Annotated in this window: 21 protein-coding genes; 12 read left to right on the top strand and 9 right to left on the bottom strand. The window is 31.9% G+C overall.

The window, feature by feature from the left end; all coding sequences use genetic code 11:
- Positions 1 to 102: 102 nt before the first annotated feature.
- From ACPYKA_RS03030 to ACPYKA_RS03005, 6 genes are all read right to left on the bottom strand, one after another.
- Positions 103 to 996 carry a hypothetical protein gene (locus ACPYKA_RS03030; RefSeq protein WP_479540932.1) on the bottom strand — a complete coding sequence of 298 codons (894 nt, stop codon included), beginning with the start codon at positions 994 to 996 and terminating at the stop codon, positions 103 to 105.
- Between the two features lie 153 nt (positions 997 to 1,149).
- Complete coding sequence (locus ACPYKA_RS03025) at positions 1,150 to 1,338, bottom strand: hypothetical protein (RefSeq protein ID WP_479540931.1); 189 nt, start codon at positions 1,336 to 1,338, stop codon at positions 1,150 to 1,152.
- A 164-nt stretch (positions 1,339 to 1,502) separates the two neighbouring features.
- Complete coding sequence (locus tag ACPYKA_RS03020) at positions 1,503 to 1,955, bottom strand: JAB domain-containing protein (protein WP_479540930.1); 453 nt, start codon at positions 1,953 to 1,955, stop codon at positions 1,503 to 1,505.
- Positions 1,956 to 2,662: 707 nt separating this feature from the next.
- Positions 2,663 to 2,980: a hypothetical protein gene (locus ACPYKA_RS03015; RefSeq protein ID WP_479540929.1), complete on the bottom strand. Its 318-nt coding sequence runs from the start codon at positions 2,978 to 2,980 to the stop codon at positions 2,663 to 2,665.
- Positions 2,981 to 3,292: 312 nt separating this feature from the next.
- Positions 3,293 to 3,421 carry a hypothetical protein gene (locus ACPYKA_RS03010; protein ID WP_479540928.1) on the bottom strand — a complete coding sequence of 43 codons (129 nt, stop codon included), beginning with the start codon at positions 3,419 to 3,421 and terminating at the stop codon, positions 3,293 to 3,295.
- A gap of 161 nt (positions 3,422 to 3,582) precedes the next feature.
- A complete protein-coding gene (locus ACPYKA_RS03005) occupies positions 3,583 to 4,203 on the bottom strand; it encodes a recombinase family protein (protein ID WP_479540927.1) in 621 nt (206 codons plus the stop codon).
- A gap of 312 nt (positions 4,204 to 4,515) precedes the next feature.
- Here ACPYKA_RS03005 and ACPYKA_RS03000 point away from each other — a divergent pair, with 312 nt between their 5' ends.
- Together ACPYKA_RS03000 and ACPYKA_RS02995 are read left to right on the top strand one after the other, a co-directional pair.
- Positions 4,516 to 5,031 (top strand): Bsp6I family type II restriction endonuclease, encoded by a 516-nt coding sequence (locus tag ACPYKA_RS03000; protein WP_479540926.1) that lies wholly within the window; start codon positions 4,516 to 4,518, stop codon positions 5,029 to 5,031.
- A gap of 108 nt (positions 5,032 to 5,139) precedes the next feature.
- On the top strand, positions 5,140 to 6,108 hold the full coding sequence (locus tag ACPYKA_RS02995) for a DNA cytosine methyltransferase (RefSeq protein WP_479540925.1): 969 nt from the start codon (positions 5,140 to 5,142) through the stop codon (positions 6,106 to 6,108).
- Between the two features lie 277 nt (positions 6,109 to 6,385).
- On the opposite strand, the gene ACPYKA_RS02990 is transcribed toward ACPYKA_RS02995, so the two are convergent.
- Positions 6,386 to 7,891, bottom strand: a complete 1,506-nt coding sequence (locus tag ACPYKA_RS02990; protein WP_479540924.1) for a RepB family plasmid replication initiator protein — start codon at positions 7,889 to 7,891, stop codon at positions 6,386 to 6,388.
- Between the two features lie 459 nt (positions 7,892 to 8,350).
- A complete protein-coding gene (locus ACPYKA_RS02985) occupies positions 8,351 to 8,572 on the bottom strand; it encodes a hypothetical protein (protein ID WP_479540923.1) in 222 nt (73 codons plus the stop codon).
- A 188-nt stretch (positions 8,573 to 8,760) separates the two neighbouring features.
- On the opposite strand from ACPYKA_RS02985, the gene ACPYKA_RS02980 reads away from it, so the two are divergent.
- Together ACPYKA_RS02980 and ACPYKA_RS02975 are read left to right on the top strand one after the other, a co-directional pair.
- Positions 8,761 to 9,576 (top strand): ParA family protein, encoded by an 816-nt coding sequence (locus tag ACPYKA_RS02980; RefSeq protein WP_479540922.1) that lies wholly within the window; start codon positions 8,761 to 8,763, stop codon positions 9,574 to 9,576.
- Between the two features lie 12 nt (positions 9,577 to 9,588).
- A complete protein-coding gene (locus ACPYKA_RS02975; RefSeq protein ID WP_479540921.1) occupies positions 9,589 to 9,987 on the top strand; it encodes a hypothetical protein in 399 nt (132 codons plus the stop codon).
- A gap of 325 nt (positions 9,988 to 10,312) precedes the next feature.
- On the opposite strand, the gene ACPYKA_RS02970 is transcribed toward ACPYKA_RS02975, so the two are convergent.
- Complete coding sequence (locus tag ACPYKA_RS02970) at positions 10,313 to 10,546, bottom strand: helix-turn-helix domain-containing protein (RefSeq protein ID WP_479540920.1); 234 nt, start codon at positions 10,544 to 10,546, stop codon at positions 10,313 to 10,315.
- A 437-nt stretch (positions 10,547 to 10,983) separates the two neighbouring features.
- Here ACPYKA_RS02970 and ACPYKA_RS02965 point away from each other — a divergent pair, with 437 nt between their 5' ends.
- The 8 genes from ACPYKA_RS02965 to ACPYKA_RS02930 form a co-directional block, all read left to right on the top strand.
- Positions 10,984 to 11,487, top strand: a complete 504-nt coding sequence (locus ACPYKA_RS02965; protein ID WP_479540919.1) for a helix-turn-helix domain-containing protein — start codon at positions 10,984 to 10,986, stop codon at positions 11,485 to 11,487.
- A 241-nt stretch (positions 11,488 to 11,728) separates the two neighbouring features.
- Positions 11,729 to 12,064 carry a hypothetical protein gene (locus ACPYKA_RS02960; RefSeq protein ID WP_479540918.1) on the top strand — a complete coding sequence of 112 codons (336 nt, stop codon included), beginning with the start codon at positions 11,729 to 11,731 and terminating at the stop codon, positions 12,062 to 12,064.
- A 27-nt stretch (positions 12,065 to 12,091) separates the two neighbouring features.
- Complete coding sequence (locus ACPYKA_RS02955; RefSeq protein WP_479540917.1) at positions 12,092 to 12,319, top strand: hypothetical protein; 228 nt, start codon at positions 12,092 to 12,094, stop codon at positions 12,317 to 12,319.
- An 86-nt stretch (positions 12,320 to 12,405) separates the two neighbouring features.
- Complete coding sequence (locus ACPYKA_RS02950; protein ID WP_479540916.1) at positions 12,406 to 13,530, top strand: hypothetical protein; 1,125 nt, start codon at positions 12,406 to 12,408, stop codon at positions 13,528 to 13,530.
- Between the two features lie 16 nt (positions 13,531 to 13,546).
- Positions 13,547 to 16,072, top strand: a complete 2,526-nt coding sequence (locus ACPYKA_RS02945; protein WP_479540915.1) for a VirD4-like conjugal transfer protein, CD1115 family — start codon at positions 13,547 to 13,549, stop codon at positions 16,070 to 16,072.
- Positions 16,069 to 16,293 carry a hypothetical protein gene (locus ACPYKA_RS02940; protein ID WP_479540914.1) on the top strand — a complete coding sequence of 75 codons (225 nt, stop codon included), beginning with the start codon at positions 16,069 to 16,071 and terminating at the stop codon, positions 16,291 to 16,293. The genes ACPYKA_RS02945 and ACPYKA_RS02940 overlap by 4 nt, the downstream gene beginning before the upstream one ends.
- Positions 16,294 to 16,297: 4 nt before the next feature.
- Entirely contained in the window at positions 16,298 to 16,723 is a 426-nt protein-coding gene (locus ACPYKA_RS02935; RefSeq protein WP_479540913.1) for a hypothetical protein, read from the top strand.
- A gap of 65 nt (positions 16,724 to 16,788) precedes the next feature.
- On the top strand, positions 16,789 to 18,455 hold a 1,667-nt coding region (locus tag ACPYKA_RS02930; protein WP_479540912.1), incomplete at its 3' end, for a pLS20_p028 family conjugation system transmembrane protein.

Here is an 18,455-nt window from a genome sequence, read left to right as displayed (position 1 = left end):
ATCAGCCTTTCTTACTTAAAATTATAACATATAAACTACAAAACTACAAGTAGTATTGTAGTTTTGTTTAGATGAAAACAAAAAAAGGATAGCATTGATTCGCTACCCTTCGTTACCTTCTTTATATTTCTCTATTTCAGTCTTATGCTCATCTTGGATTCGGTTTATCCTATCTTCATAATCTTTTCTTAAAGTGTTTAGTTCCTCATAAAGGGAGCTTATTTTATCATTATGTTCATTGTTTATTCTAGCAATTTCATTATTATATTTTCGTTCCGTTTCCAGAACAGCCTTTTCTTTTTCTAGTTCTTTTCTTTCCTTTATTTGCTCCATATCTGCCTTATATTTTTCAGTTAAATTCTCTAATTTACTATTTAACTCTTTGATTAAATCCTGATTTAATTCATTTTCATCCATTATTTCATTGATTTGCGATTCGTATTTTTGCTTATCATCAGCGAATTTTTGTTGCAGAATTACATTTTCCTCTTGGTATGATTTATACTCATTCACCAGACCAGAAAGGGTATCAATTTTTTCTTTATATTCCCCGATTAATGCCAAGTTATTTTCGTTAGAGCCACGTAATTCTTTAATATTCTCTAGCAATTCTTCGTTTTCCTTAACTGTCGTTTCCAATGTAGCCTTCATTTCTTCGACTTGCTCTTTGGAATCCTTTACTTTTTGTTGGTACTCACCAATTAAATTTTGAGTTTGCTCAATTTTTTCCTGCAACTCACCTGTTTCCTGATTCTTTAAATAAATAGATCGTTGCACCATATTAGCAACTAACTTATAAATTCTCGTTGTATGGGCTTCTAATTCGGCTAAATCTTGCTTATAGTCACCTGCACCCTCTTTCAACTCATTAATCTCCGCCAATGCAACAACCTTATCAAACCATTCTTTGTTGCTTAATCCAGAGGCTTCAATCATCATTTGGGTTTTTTCATGTAAATCTTCACTTATTTTAAATCCAATTGTTTTATCAGCCATAAGACACCATCCTAAAGGTTAACTAATAAACCCTTTAATACCAATGGGTTAACCAAGTTAACTTATGTTAACCAGATTATAACACTAAAATCTTAAATTTTCTATAAGAATTTGAATAAGCTGTTCAGAATGTGGTACGTATTATTTTCCTAATTAATCATTTTCAATTTCTTCTCTAGTTTTAATATCTAACACTCTAACCTGTTCAATAATATCTTGTAATTCCTTCTCGTAATCGGTAGCAATATACAGTTTATTTTTCTTTTTCATTTCATTGATATTCTCCAAAATAGAAGTCACCTGATTTTGAATTGTTTCTTGAATGTTCTTGTTTGTATCCATTTTCTTAACCTCCATTTCATTTTTAATAAAATTCATTAATGCCCTTCTTCCAACAGAAAACCACTCAACGGATCTCTAGACACTTTTTAATCGTTCCTTCAATACCTACCTTTCTTTTATTCCTTTATATTTTAAAAAAGGGAGGGGAATCCCCCCTTTTATTTTTACATGTAACCTTTTTCTTTTAGAGAATTATATTTTTTATCTCCAACTATCAAATGGTCTAACACTTCAATATCTAGAATCTTTCCACAATCTACAAGTCTTTTTGTGACTTCAATATCTTCTCGACTTGGTGCAAGGTCGTAGGATGGATGATTATGAGCGACGAAGATTCTTGCACCATTATTTAATATAGCTGCCTTAAAAACTTCTCTTGGACTTACTATTGCAACGTTGATTGAACCTAAGTGAGCTTTATGAATCGCAACAACTTTGTGTTTTGTATTTACCACTATAACAAGGAATACTTCCCTATCCTCGTTACCTATTAAGTTAATTGCTATCCTTCCAACATCATCTGGGCTGGTTATTTGTGTCTGTGGAATCCATTGATACCTTTCACTTATTTCTCTTGTTTCCTGTTTAATGCTGATTACCTCTAAAACTTTTTCCATAGCTTCATCTACTCCTTTTTTAAAATGTGTGTGTGTTGGAAAGGCTCTGTATCAACCTTTCTTAATTATAAGTATATCACATAAACTACAAAACTACAAGTAGTATTGTAGTTTTTATTAATAAAAATTAGAAAAAGATAGCGATCAGCGTCATCCCTTCTTTTTCTAATAATATTTCATCGGCATGCCAGTTTAACGGACAAAACCACTATGAGGGCGATTCTAGCCTTTTTCAGAAGTCGCCCTATATCAGATAGCTTTTCTTATCCAAAAAAGCCAATGGAAATAAGGATGAAAATGAAAAGTCGAATTGCTGAATTAGAGATTTTAATATTTAAGTTGATTTCCAAATCTATCACTCCCTTTCTTCTACTAATCTTCTATTGCTATTGTGTTTCAGTAATCCTTTATTTTTTCAAAACTTTTTTGATTACTAAATACCTCCTCACTAATAAGTCATTCGTACGACAAGCGTACGACAGAACTTACATTCCGTTTCCTCCTTTTATTTATTCTAGCAATCACTTTCATGAAAGATTCGATGTAGAATGTTCTACCTCTACTAACCCCTAAACAACAAACTTCTTCAATCAAGACAAAATATGCTCTAGAAAGTTCTACCTATATTCAAATTACCACGCTTTTTTTCAAAGTTAAGGTTTTAAACCAAAAAAAAGAAGCTATCCTTTTAGATAGCTTCTAAGTTTTTAATAGCCATGTTCTAAACCATATTGAATAGTTTCATCAAATATTTGTTCTTTGGCAGTTTCAGACAACTCCGTTACTTCATCTTTATCCTCAAATAATCTTCGGCAAATTTCATTTAGACAATTTCTCTCCATGTACTCTATATCAGATGGTTCTAAGAGTTCTTCACCAAATTCTGTTAGTAGATAGTACGCAGATTCAGCCATAACCTCAATCTTATCATCCAGACATAACTCCCAAAATGATTTACCTGTTTCCATTGATTCATCTTCTCCTTTTTTAATATTTGTGTGTGTGTTGGAAAGGCTCTGTATCAACCTTTCTTACTTAAAATTATAACATATAAACTACAAAACTACAAGTAGTATTGTAGTTTATATTTGGGTAAAATGCAAAAAAAGATAGCGACTAATCGCTACCATTTAATTTTCCTTTTTTATTTTTCTAATAATAAATAGGGTAATTATCGAAATGATCACTGCAAGAATGGAAATGAAAATAGATATGTTTAACATGAAAGATACCTCCAATCTTGTCCATTTTGTTTATATAAGTTATTATATGAATATAATAATGATGGATGGGAAAGGGGAGTATATCCCCTAACCCATTGCTGTGATTCAGAACTCTCATTCTTCTTGGCTGTTGGATGAGGGTTCTTTTTCTCTACTCCTCTTTACTAACAATACTGTCGTCAAATTAATTATTGCGATAGTAAGGTTAACAATCGAAGAGAGAAGAACTATCACATTCTCCATCATTACCACCCCCTTTCTTTCGGGGGATTGAAGGTGTACTGTATCTCACCTTCTATAACCAATTATATCACTAAAACTACAAAACTACAAGTAGTATTGTAGTTTATTATTCGACAAAAAAAGATAGCATTGATTGCTTGCTACCCTTTTATTCCTTTTTTCTAGTAATCATTTTTTGAAGCTAATTCTCTTTTAATCGTATATATTGTATTCCTTGATAATCCAACTTCTCTATGAATATCCATTACGCTTTTTCCTTCATCTAAAAGCTGTACAACACGCTCATAAATAACTTTATCTTTTCCTGTTGCAGCTGCATGATACTTTCTTTTTCTCCCTTTATATTTACCTTGTTCTTTTGCAATCACTATTCCTTCTCGTTGTGCTGTTCGAATACGTTCTCTTTCGTCATCAACTACCCAAGATAACAGAGTAAGAACTAAGTCGTATATTAATTGACCGACACCTTCTAAGTCTTTATATTTTCTCGTGTCCAAAATCGGCATATTTAACACTACAATATCAATTTCTTCTTCCATTAATGATTTCCATTCATCCCTAATTTCTTCTTTATTTCTTCCGAAACGACTTAGATCATGAACAACCAAAACATCACCAAAACGTAATTTTGAACGCATTTCATTATAGATTGTTCTTTGTGCAAAGTTTTTACCAGATTGCTTTTCAGTAAAAATTTTCTCACAGCCATAACTTTCTAATTCCTTAATTTGTCTATGCAAATTTTGCTCGTTGGTACTAACTCTCGCATAACCAATTATCATGTAATTTACTCCCTTAAATAACGAATTATTTATTTGGTTAATGAACAACCCATAATGAACAAACTATGTATTTGATTTTACTGTATTTTTATTTGTTCATCAAGGGTACACTTAAAATGAACATTATTGTTTTGTAAAACTACAAAACTACTTGCAGTTCATTGATATGATGATATAATAATATTTTGTCGCATTTATATATAATTAAAGTGATGTAATAAAGATTGAACAAGAAAAAAGAAATATTTTAAGCTCAAAAAATAAATAATATATTAATCTATGATATATTTAAATTATAGGTACACCGCCTATATGGATTTAATAGTAATAGATAAAAGCAGGTTTAAAGATGCAGTACGAGCGTATTGGTTATGGAAAGAATTAAATAACTATATCAAAAATAGTCACAACAGAGGGATAAATTTCCCCGAGACAATTTCTGAAGCAATGACTTGTTATGCTCTTGATTTAAGGTTAAATAGGGGAAGTGGCGGAGACGCAGTTGACCCTAGAACAAATGAAGTAATAGAAATTAAAGCATCGTCGAATTGGGATAGAGATACGACAAGCTTTTCTCCTAGTGAGCAATTTGATCATTTGTATTTTGCACGGTTAAAACAAAGAGAAGATGAACTATATATTTATGATTTAGGAATTAGTTCAGAAGAGTTAAAACAAATTAATGTTAATAGAACACAAACTGTTGAAGATCAACAAAGACAAGGTAGACGTCCTCGCTTTTCAGTGATTAATAAGATTATCACTGAAAGAGGTTATCAACCACTTTGTTATATTGATATAAGAAAAGAACAAGTAAATATGATATAGTGTTTTATGTTTATGATAGTTAGAGGGGGGGAAAGGTGTACCTATCTTTCTTCCTCAAAAAAAATAAGCGGCGCGCCGCAAATTTATTGTATTTCGGAGGGTAATATTATGAACGATGTCGTAGGTTTATTTTCAGGGGTTGGAGGAATTGAATTAGGTTTTCAAAATGCAGGATTTAATGTGATATGGTCCAATGAAATAGATGAAAAAGCAGCAATAACGTATAAAGAAAATCATCATCATAAGTTGGTTGTTGGTGATATTGAAGAAATACCTTCTGAAGTTGTTCCAGATCACAATATACTTCTCGCAGGATTTCCTTGTCAGGCATTTAGTGTTGCTGGGTATAGGAAAGGATTTGCTGATGAACGTGGAAATGTGTTTTTTCAAGTTGCTAGACTTTTACGAGATAAAAGGCCAGAAATTGTATTCTTAGAAAATGTAAAGAATTTAGTTGGCCACGATGGTGGAAATACATTTCGTGTGATATTAGAAACGTTAGAAACCTTTGGTTACCACGTAAAGCACAAGGTTTTAAATGGAATGGAATATGGTAATGTACCTCAAAATCGAGAAAGAATATATATTGTTGGTTTTCAGGATAAAAAAATTTATGAAAAATTTTCTTTCCCAGATCCGATTCCATTAACAAAAAAATTAAAAGATGTTATTGATTATGAGTCAAAAGTGGATGATAAATATTACTATACAAAAGAAAAGTACAAATTTTATCCTGAATTAGAAAAGTCAATGAAGAATCCAGATACACTCTATCAATGGAGAAGGGTTTACGTTAGAGAAAATAAGTCTAATGTTTCTCCAACATTAACTGCGAACATGGGAACAGGTGGTCATAATGTACCTTTGGTTTTGACAGATCACGGGATTAGAAAACTAACACCTAAGGAATGTTTTATGTTACAAGGATTTCCGGAAAATTTTGTATTACCAGAATTAGCTAATTCTCATTTATATAAACAAGCAGGAAATTCAGTTGTAGTACCAGTAATAGAAAGGATAGCAAAAAATATAAAAGTGGCAATAAAAGAAACGACTAGAGAAACGGTATCTATTTAAGATATCGTTTCTTTTATTTTTTACCCAAAAGTACTTTTTCTAATGTAAAATATGACCAAGTCTAAAAAATGAAAAAATATACCTTATCACCATTTATGAGTTATAAGCAGAAAAAGAGCAACCTTTTGTGAAGGTTGCTCTTTTACACACACACATCATTAAAAAGACAGAGCTATTTAAGATGAATCTTAAATACATTATAGCACGCAAACAGTATTTTGTAAAAGTAATTAATGATGTTATGATATACAATCTGTATAAATAAAAAAGAGGTCGGTCATGCCGATCTCTTTTTTTCGTTCCAATATAGTTCATTTATATATTCCTCATTAACATTACCTGAACGGTCGTAATAGCCCAATTTTTGAAGTTCTTCTTTTTTATTTTTCATAAGTTCATCAAGTTTCCCTGATTCTTTTAATGCTATATATTCTTCATATTTACTTTTAGCAACATCATCATCCAACTGTGGTTCTTTTTTCATCATCTCGTGTACTTGATAATTAGTAACATCATTGATTGTTAGGTTGGTATTTTCTAATCGAGTTAATTCAAATTTTATTTTCTCTTTCATTGTTACTTCTCTCTTACTTCGTTCACCATCAAAATACCAATCTGGAACCGTATTATGATTACCTTTATTTCTAATAAAATTATTGACACTTACGTTAGTATTTCCTTTTTGAAGGTTATCAACTAGCTTTTTTAATGTACTCACAATAAAGGCTTCTGGATTGTTTATAGAAGTAGCATTTCTTGTATAACTAAATAAATCATTTATTTCTCGACTAACATTGAATTTTGGAAATTCGAATAGCTTTAATAATAGTTTTTCAATGGAAAAACAAGCTTCATTTCCGATTGCAGGGAAGACATTATTAAGGATAATCGCTTTAGCACGCTCTTCATCATCAAACAAAACCATTTCACCTGTTTTTCTATCATAATATTGCCTACCGTTTTGTTTGTAAGCTTTCTTGAATTCTTCCGCATACAAACCATTCTTAGATGGTTCAGGTCTATCGTTTTCCTGTTCTTTAGGTTTATGTAATTTTTTCTTTTCAGCAATTTCAAATGATAGAGATGTGACTTTTCTTCCAGTTTTATGCTCTTTCATCTGTATTAGGAACTCCGAGTAATTGTTGATTTCAGATACAGCAACTTCTAAAGCTTTATTTTTAAAATGTCCATATTGTTTTAAACGTGACTGAACACCGAGCATTTGTCTTAATTCTTCAACTGTTACTGTCCAATTTCCAATTTTAGACCATTTTTTTATTAACTGATAAAGCCTAGAAGAATAGTTACTTTTGAAACTTAACAGTACATCTAACCTTATTGTTGTAAAATTACGTTCGAGATTAAGTAAATAAGGATATAACTTTGGTGATATTTCTATATGAGCCATACCTTCATTCGGTACATACTCTGCATAGTAAACCCACTGGAAAGCTTTCCATCTTCCGTCTTGCTGTTCTATTTGAATTACTTTCTTCATCAAATTTGTAGTTGTTTTTTTGAATGCTGCATAGTTCGGGTCTTTAAAACCTAACCATTCAGTAAACTCCTTAATTGGCACTCTAAAGGGTGGTATTTCTTCTATCTTGTTCTTTATTACTCTTTCACCTTCAGCATTTGTCTCGGACTCTGGTGGCTCTATATTGCTTAATACAGCAAAAAGTATTTTCTGTTCATTGATAGTCATTGAATCTGTGAATCTAGCTTGTACCAGATCATTGTGTAAAGTTACTAGAAACCCTTCACTTAATTTAATTTCTTTCATATTCAAAACCTCTCTCTTTAATATGATGTGTATGTGTATTTATCATATATCAGTTTACTGATACTTGCAAGCATAAAATCACAATATTTTTAAAGGTGATAATTAGGCGTTAAAAAGGTGATAGTCACGTTAAAAAGGTGATAGTTAGCGTTAAAAAGGTGATAGTTGAACGTTAAAAAGGTGATAGTTGAACGTTAAAAAGGTGATTTTTGCCGTTAAAAAGGTGATAGTTAGCGTTAAAAAGGTGATAGTTAATTGCTTAAAACATTGATTTATCAAGCTTTTTTTATGCTGATAACACTTATAAGGTCTATAACATTTTTTATAACATTATTTAATAACAACCAAAACACCTGTTGTTCTGGTGGAAATGAAAAAATAGGTAAATAATTTACTATATTAAAAGATTACTAGAAAAAAAATAAAGTGCCCTTTTAAAGGACACCTGACTTAGTAGTTTCATATTATTTCTACCAATAACCATTCATAACAATCTTTAGCTGTTTTAGCTATTTCATGAAATTTATCATTTTCCACTTCATAATGCTGTTGATGTCTGGATATTTTAGTTTCATTAAAAAGCATTTCCTCACCGATCTTTAGATTATGGATTAGTTCATACAGTTCATCATCCTCATAATCCAAATAATTATAAATAGATAACTGTTCATACTTAATCATTTCTGATTCTCCTTTTCAATAATGTGTGTGTGGAAACTATCTTACACGATTTCTTTTAAAACTACAAGTAGTTTTGTAGTAAAATAATAATACTACTTGTAGTTTTGTAGTTCTCGTGTTATAATTTAATTAAGAAATCAATCAGACAAATACACACAAACACATCATCTAAAAAAGGAGTAGTTGAAATGGCTTATAAAATTACTATTGCAAATTCAAAAGGCGGAGTAGGAAAAACAACAGTAACATCAATGCTTAGTTATATACTGGCTGAAAAGGGTTATAGAGTATTGTTAGTAGACTTTGACCCACAAGCTAACGCCACTCAAATGATGACCAAAACATTCTATGCAGGAAAAGCACCTGACTACAAAACTATAATGGTGGGTTTTAAAGAACAGGATTTAACAAAGTCCATTCATAAGCTTTCTGAAAACCTTCACTTAATCCCATCTGCAAAAGAATTAGTCAATTTCAGGCATTTACTTAATGATAGGAATAGATATTTACTTCTGGACAAAGAAATTAAAAAAATTGAAGGGAATTATGATTATATATTCTTTGATGTTCCACCCACATTTACAACAGAGTTTATAGAAAATGCTTTGTCAGCAAGTGATTATTTTGTAATTATTACCGAAACTTCATCTTTTTCATTAGAAGTTATTGAAGATTTTTATGAAACAGCACATGAGATCCATGAGAAAATAAATCCTAAATTAGATACTTTGGGTATTTTGATTAATATGAGAGAAGATAATCAAAAACTAAATTTAATACTTAATGAAACATATGATTTTTCTAATACAGATGATTTCTTTAAAAATTATTTTCCGAGAAGGGCCAGAATTGCCGGCTATGCGACTTACGGACTTTTTAAACGCGATATTGTTGTTAAATCAATAATGAGATATGACATTCATGATAAGCGATTAATGAAAATGACACACAAAGTTGCTGATGAATTAATCGAGAGAATCAATGAAGCCGAGAAAAGAAAGTAAAGGTGATTTAATATGAAAAAACTATCGGGTAAGTTTACTAAAAAAGAAAAAACAGATACTCCCACTTTAATAATACCGACAACAAAAACAGAAGAAACTGTTCCTAGAAAAATTAATAAAGCTGATTACGAATTTCTAAGGTTATATGCGTTCAAAAAACAAATTACTGTCTTACAAGCAACAGATGAACTTTTTCAGATGATAAAAAATGAAGTTGAAAATAAATCAGCTGCCATAATTAAAATTCAGGAAGATAATGATAAAAAACCAGAAAAAAGTATTCGTCTATCAAAAGAATTTAATGACTATTTAAAAGCATTAAATTTTGAAACTAAAGTTCCCATGAAATTTATCATATCGTTCTTTGTTCAATACTTTAAAAAAGACATGGAAAAAGAGATGGGAGAGTAGTTAGTTCAGGGAGAACAAAGGGGTGATTTTTATTGAGTTTATAAGAGGTAAATTTAATCGGCTGGATACCCGTTACAAGATATTTATTTTTCTAGTAACGATATCTTTAATATTTTTTGTAACGGGGGCAAAGTCGATCAGCTATGTAGTGTTATTTACAGCCTTATTATCATTATTAATCCAACCTTTCGCAGTTGCATTTAGTCACATATTTAAAACTACTGTAAACACGATAATCTCCATAATTACATTGTGTATATTTTTCTTCATTATAATGCTCGTGATAGTTTTTCTTTTCACATAAACTATTGCGGGCATTTAATATTTAATCCTCTAAGTCCATAAAAACTTCATCATTAAAAAACTCAGATAAAGTCATACCAAAACCCTGAGCCACTTTTTTTAGAGTTATTATTCGAGGGTATTTTGACCGACCAGACATAATTTCAGACATAGTCGATTGATTTACACCAGATCTTCTAATTAGTTCATTAACTGTCCAGCCTTTTTCTTTACAAAGATTTTTAATTCTAAGGGTTACAGCATGATTAATATCCATTAATAACCTCCTCACTACTACTTAACATTATTCACTTTATTAGCGTAATTTAATCCCTTATATAACCTATTAAATATATTCGGTCTAAATGCCTAGAAAATCCGAAGTCTAACATCAAACATATTACAGGGAAAACTCCAATAAATCAAATAATATCAGTGGGTACAAGTTTTTCAAATTTCTTCAAAAAAGGTTAATAACTAGCACTCATTTCGACAAGATTCGACAAGATTATGAATAGTTGAATTAGTTCTTTTATACCATTCAGAGAAGATATATCAGTATTCTGATGTGTAGATTCTTCAATGTTATCAAGGCTTACATATCCTTTTTCTAAAAATTTTTAATAAAAAATATCAGTATTCTGTTGACAAATATCAGTAAACTGATATAATGGGGTCAAATAGGAAATTCAACAACGAAAAGGGGGTGTGATATTGCCTTACTACTTCGGTGACTGGATTAGAGAACAACGCCAAATATTGCGATTATCACAAGCTGATTTATCTGATAAGACGAAGAATGTGGTTCAACAAAGCACAATCAGCATGTGGGAAACAGGAGAGATTAAGACACCCTCACTTCGTAACATATGGACAATTACTAAATCATTAGGAATCCCACTCTCCGATGTACCCTGGGATTATCTGGATTTTGGGTTTGATAATGATGATGAAGAAACGAGGTGTAACGGAGTGAAAGAAAGGTTTAGTTTATACGAGTTGCCTAAAGCCGAATCCGTAAAAACCTTTGATGGTAAGACATATGAATTAAAGGGTTTTATAGGTGTTGAGGAAGAATCAGGAGAAGTTAAACACATCACCGATCTCTACTACCGAACAAGAACCGTTGTTTCAGATTCTAAGGTACTTGCAAAAAGAAAGGGGAAAGATAGCGAATTATTGAAAGTGGCAATCAAAAAGAAATTAAAACAAAGATAAGGTGCTTTTTAACAAGAAGTAACACACCACTAAGGACAGTATAAAATTCAAGACAACTGAATAATGGAGTGTCCATTATCTTAGTAGTCGAGTGATGGATATACTCATTAAAAAGGTTAGGCAAGGGATTCCTAAAACTTGTCGCTTTACAATTGGCTACTTAAAGTTCTACGTTATCTAAAAACGTTGTACGTCAATGAGCAAGCTGTAATCAGCTTTGCATTCATTGTAGAGTTGGCGAATGAACAAGCTAAAAATTCGCAAAATACTGTCTTTAGTGGTGTGTTGCTTCAAAGAATTCTTATCACTAATGAAAGGTGGTGGATTACTTTTGGCTACAAAAGAACAAAGGCAAAATAAAAAATTTGTGGAAAAGTTATTGCTAATTCAAGGCATTGATTATGATGATTGGGTCGATAAAATTCATCTTGAATATATCCAAGAAAATAACAAATTAATATTTGAAGCTTTGGATAGTAAATTAGATAAACGTAAAGAGCGTAAAGACGAACAAGAACAGCAAAACCAACAACCAGAAAAACTTAATGAAAACCGTCATCAATTAAATAATTTATAAAAAATATTTGAAGGGTGGAAGGTGTAAATGGAAGGTTTAATTTCGACAGGGCAAGCTATTCTAGAGTGGGCACAGCGTTTGGGATTAATTAGTGCAGCTATCGCATTTTGTATTGGAGGATATTATTTAATCTGGGGTGGAGATCGAGGTCGAGGTAAATCTATTGGTTGGTTCATTGGCGGGGCAGTCGGATTGGTTATAGTTATGGGGGCATATGGAATCGCTACAAGCGTTGATACAAATATTAGGTTTTAAGTGTCGGGAAAAACAAAAGTTAAAGCCACTCTTTATTAGAGTGGCTTTTCTTATTGAAATAATTCGTATAAAGGAGAGCTGAGTAAATGCTACAAGTATTATTTTCAAGTGTCGAAGATAATTTAATTCCTAATCATACTAGATTGGATTTTGACAAAGTAGTGGCTCTAACCCATGAGTTAGAAATGAAGTGTCGGGATGATAAAAAGGTTATGTCCTCTGAATTTACTGTTATCTCTACGGAAACAGAAACCACTCTCTATGTTGGAACATTTAATTTTGGCTCTTATGACTATCCGAATATATATCATCAGATAAAAGAAATGTCTCAACATATTAAAGTTGATAAGAAGAATCAAGCTGATAAAACTTATTTACTCGAACAAATTGAAAAATTAACTCCTGATGAATACAAAAAAGAAGAAAAAATTGATAAGACGTTAGTTAATCTGGATAAGAGTAAAATTTCTAAATTAAAAAAGTGGCAACGCATTGTAATTTACTCTCTAGCAACACTAGCTAGCGTTGGTTTAATTGTGGTTTCTTTATCGTTTGTTTTCCAAAAGGTTCAATACGAACAAGCTTTAGCAGAAGGAAGAAATGTTGTAGATCAACAAGACGAACTAATAAAAAATTATGAATCGGCTCTTTTAGGAGAACAGGATGAATTGAAAGGCTATCTGGAAGGAAAGCAAGTAAACGATAATCAGAAACTTATCTTAGTTGATATGTATTTAAAAGCAAATGAATATGAAAAGGCTGTTTCTTTAATGGGTGACCCTGTGGAAGTAGAAACGTATATCTTAAATAGCGATTATTGGGTGGATGGTAAAGATAAACTGGAAAAATTACAAGAGTTTAATGAACTATACCCAACAAATGAAGCACGATTTGATATTACTTTCTTCCAGAAGGAATACGAATTAATGCTGGAATTACCACCTGTAAACATGACAGCGAAACGTTCAAAAATGAAAACCTACGCTCTAATGAAATTGGATAAGATAGATGAAGCAAAGGCTGAACTGAACAACAACAATGATGAAGAATTAAAAGAAAAACTTGATAAATATGAGATATTAAAAGCAGAAATCAGTACGCTGACAGAGCAACTTGATAGAGAAAAAGAAGCGAAAGAAGAAGATAAAAAAGTTATTAAAGAATTAACCAATGAACTTAATGAGAAAAAAGAAGAATTTGAAACTTTATAAGGGGTGACTTCATTCTATGATAAAAAAAATAGGAATCCCTTTACTAATTTTTCTAGTAACATTCACTGCATTTTTTCTTGGCTTGAATTTTGTAGTGAATTTTGTAGTTGAGGTGTTCCAAAAAACATTCGGTACAGGTTCATTTTTAGAAACAGAAAGTTTAAACATCAATAAAGAGATGTTTGTGTCATTTCCTTTTATTGCTTCATACATGATTATTTATGTATTTCTTACAATTATTTCACTAGCTTCAAGCTTATTTATGGTATATAAATTTGTATCAAATTTTGGAAAGCTAAAGAAAGATCAAAAAGGAAGTGCCAGATTTACAACTTTTAAAGAAATTAAAGAGCAATATCGTGATGTTCCAGATAAAGGAGAACGCTTTAAAGGTGGTGGGGGTGTACCTGTTGCACGATATAAAAACAAGTTATTTATTGATGATAGTCCAGTAAATAATATGATTATTGGTACTACAAGAAGTGGTAAAGGTGAAACTTTTGTTTTCTCGGCTATTGATATTTACAGTCGTGCAGAAAAACAAGCCAGTATGATACTGAATGACCCAAAAGGAGAACTTTATTCAGCTTCAAAAGATACACTTGAAAGCTTGGGTTATCATGTTGAAGTCTTGAATTTAATGAATCCTATACAATCAATGTCATATAACTTGCTACAATTGACAATTGACGCTTTTATGGAAGGGAATTATTCACTTGCACAACAATACGCTCGTTCAGTAGCTTTTATGTTGTACCATGACCCTAAAGCTAAAGATCCGTTCTGGTCAAACTCGGCAACAGATTTAGTTACAGCACTAATTTTAGCTCTATGTGAACAATGTAAACATGAACCAGAGAAGATTAATATGTACAATGTAGCTTTAATGTTATCTGATTTAGCATCTCGTACAGTTGAAGATGAAAACGGAAATGAAATTAGTGCCTTAGATGATTTCTTTGCAGGCTTTCCAGAAAATCATCCAGCCAAAATGCAATATGCCACAATTAACTTCTCTGGTGGTCAAACTAGAGCAAGTATATTAGCTAATGCTAACGCTAAACTCGGTGTATTTACATTAGATGGTACAGCAAAATTGACGTCTCAAAATTCCTTTGATATGTCCAAAATCGGCTTTGGTAGATGGATAAAAGGTAAGACAAAACCAGATACGAGGATTCACCTTAAATTTCCTAATAATAAAACTGAAACAATAAGAACAGATTCAGATGGTATGTTTACCTTGTACCATAAGAACCCACTTGATATGAATGATGAAGTTCAGGTCAAGGTACAAGGGGAAGAGACCACAATTAAAGTAACTGGTAAACTTTATAAAACTACAAAAGATGGTAAACAGAAGTTTGAAGGCTCTCTATCATCATCAACTAATAACGATACTGTTAAAGTGATTGAAATAATGGAGTATGATAAACCGACTGCAATATTTATGATTGTACCTGATTATGACGCAACTTTTAATGTAATTGCTTCACTGTATGTAAAACAAGTATATACAAATCTTGCTCGAATTGCTTCAAATGCAGAAGGGGGCAAATGTCATAGAGAAGTGATCTTTATACTTGATGAATTTGGTAATATGCCACCTATTGAGGGGATGGCGAACATCATCACAGTATGTCTTGGTCGTAATATTCGCTTTAATTTAGTAATTCAAGCGTATGCTCAACTTCAAAATCTATATGGTGACGATTGGAAAACAATTGATGGTAACTGTGGTAACACACTTTATCTTCTGACTGCTGACGAAAATACTGCGGAAATTATTTCAAAAAAACTTGGAGAACAAACAATTATTACAAAATCACGTTCTGGACAAACAATTTCACTTAGTAAGTCAAAAACAGAGAATGTTGACTCTAGGCGTTTAATGACAGCTACAGAGGTAATGGGATTGAAAGAGGGAGAAATGATTGTATTGCGTGTTATTAAACGACAAGACAAGAAACGAAGGCGAATTAAATCATACCCAATTTTCTTAACTGGAAAGACTGCATTAAAATATCGTTGGGAATATCTATCTGATTACTATGACACGGATAAGTCGATTAATGATATTGATATTCCTTGTGAACATGCTATGTTAGATTTAAACAGTATGAAAGCTGATTTTACAGTAAACAATTACGCAAGTAACTTAGAGATCGAGAAAGAAATTGAAGATGAACCGCAAAAAAATGAAGAAGATTTGTTACTAGAAAAAGAGATTGAGCAACAAAAGAAAGTACAATCTTTAAAAAGACACCAGAAGCGAAAAGAAGAAAAGCTTAATCAGAAAATAAACGAACATATAAAAACATCAGAGGTCATTCAAAAAGGGTTGATGTTACAAGCATTCGACAATGATATAGATAAGGTAGAAGAGTATAGACAGATGGGGATATTAGAATTTAGAGATATAGTCTTATCTAATAATGAGGGAATTTCTGATATGATTTGTACTATCATGTTATCAAAAATTAATGCTGCACTTGAACAAGTGGAAAATGAAATTGAAACAGAAAAGGAGACCGTATCATGAATGAAAAAATCGCAATGCTAGACAGGTATTTAATTTCTCAAAAATCATTACTAGAAAAAGGGCAAGTTCTTTATGTTCGGGTGGATGATGGAATCCTCATTATTCATAATGAGGAAGATGAAAACGGAAAACAGAAAACAGTCACTCACTTTTCGGAATTTGACGCAATAATAGATATATCTATGAAGCAATTCATGACAGAAAATGCTAATAGGAGTTGATTAAATGAAATGTAAATCACTAACATTTCTTTTTCTAATAATGGTAAGTGTTTCATTAGTTGCTTGTTCAGCAGAGGGAAGTGGAGACGAAAATTTTAAACAGGTAGACATTGATGAAGTCAATCAATACTTTGAAGATGGTAAAAGTGGTTTTGTTTTGATTGTTACGGATAATGACGAATACTTCATCCCTACTGTCGAAAGGATTGCGGAAGAACAGAATGTTAATGTGGTAATGTATAACCCTTATCAATCGGATGGACAAAATGAAAATGAGGGGGCTTCGATCTTTCCTAAATCAAAGGATATAAAGGGGGACGCCTTATATTATATGGAAAACAATGAAGTTCAAGGCGAATTAACGGTCAATAGATATACAGATTCTCAATTAAATAGTGAAATTATAAATTTCTTTGACCTTCACAATTAATTGAGGTTTCAATATCATATTTCCGTTTTTCGTTCGAGGGCAAAAAAGGAGTGAATCCAGATAACATGAATAATGACGAACTCATTCAAAAACTAGAGGAATTTCAAGATTACCTCGATGTTGGAAATATATTTGTTGACCCCTTCCGTTGGCTCGGAGGGGTTTTTTTAAAGGGTTTGGCTTTGATATTGGATGGACTGGAAAGAGTGACAGATGATGTTTTGCTTATTAAAAAGTTCTTCCAAAACCCTGAAATTGTAGCATTCGTTGATTCTATACGCCCTTTACTATACATCCTTTTAGCTTTTAGTTTGCTTTATGTGGGTTATTTATTGATATTCCAAAAGAAGTTTGATCGAGAAGGTATTGCTATTAACCTTTTTATTGCTTTAGCAGTAGTGGCATTGCTTGGTACAGGAATGGAGAGAGCAAATGATTTTACTGATGAAGCAATAGAAGCAATCGGAAATCAACAATTATATGGGGAAGAAGAAGGAACGATTTCTCAAAATATATTATCCAGAAATATCTATGATTTAACTGAATTTGATAAAAACGGTTGGTCAAGTACAGAGTTAAGTCAACCAAATACAATTCCTTTGAGCATGATTAGCAGAATTAACTTCCGTGAGAAATTTGATAGTGGTCGAAGTGAATTGAGTATGAGTAGTGCAGGAAAAGATTTATCTAAAAATCAGTTGATTTGGGTAGGCGATAGTAAAGATACAACAAAATTTGACCAATCAGGGTTAGAGTGGAACAACGAATATTATTACCGTTATTCAGTTGATTGGGTAACAATTTTGACAACACTCATTGTCATGGCTTTTACTTTATTCAGCATTGCTTATAAGTTAGCTCGATTGGCATTTGAAATGACGTTTAACTATGTCCTAGCAATTATAGTTGCACCAGTTGATATTCATGACGGACAGAAAACCAAAAAGATACTACAATCCATTTTAAATACTTTTATAGTGATTATCTTGATTTTCTTGTCCATGAAAGTATATATGATTGGAACAAGTTATATCGCAGATCAATTAAGTGGTTTAGCCTATCTTATTGCTTTGATTGCTTTTTCCCTAGCCGTCATTGATGGGCCAAACATAGTTGAAAGATTGTTTGGCATTGACGCAGGTTTAAAGAGTGGTTGGGGCGTTCTTGCCGGAGCATATGCAGGGGCAAGAATGATTTCAGGAACTGCCAAGAGCCTTAATGGTATGAGGAACAATAAAAACGGTAAAGGTGGTACAGAATCAAATAATATAAATACAGGGAATAAGGGTAACAAGAACAACAGTGAAAAACCATTATCGCCAAATGATAAAGAAAACGATAACTCAACAAATAATGGACAAAAACCTGTTCAATCGAATCAGGCTCAAAAAGCTAAAGATCAAGTTGCTGTTACAAGTGAAAATGAACAAGGTAAAGATGGAGACATTTCTGGTGGTTCTGGTGGCTCTAGTGGTTCTAATGGTTCTAGTGGTTCAATTGCTCAACTTGCTGAAGAAAAACAAGACAAGAGAAGAAATCAAACTAAAGCACCTTCACCAAATGATATTGAAGATAATAATATTGGTGGTAACGTACCAACTCCAACATCAGGAGTAACATCACCAACAGGAACAAATAATGCACAAACTACAAGTAGTTCTGGTGCGACAGAAACAAGCAAGGTATCTGATAACGCAACTGTTCGTCAAGATTCTGATGTTACTGGTGTTCA

The organism is Pseudogracilibacillus amylolyticus (SeqCode) (assembly GCF_051918545.1).
Lineage (GTDB): Bacteria > Bacillota > Bacilli > Bacillales > Amphibacillaceae > Pseudogracilibacillus.
Note: the sequence above shows the minus strand (reverse complement) of the source record. Positions and strands in the feature narration are given on the sequence as shown.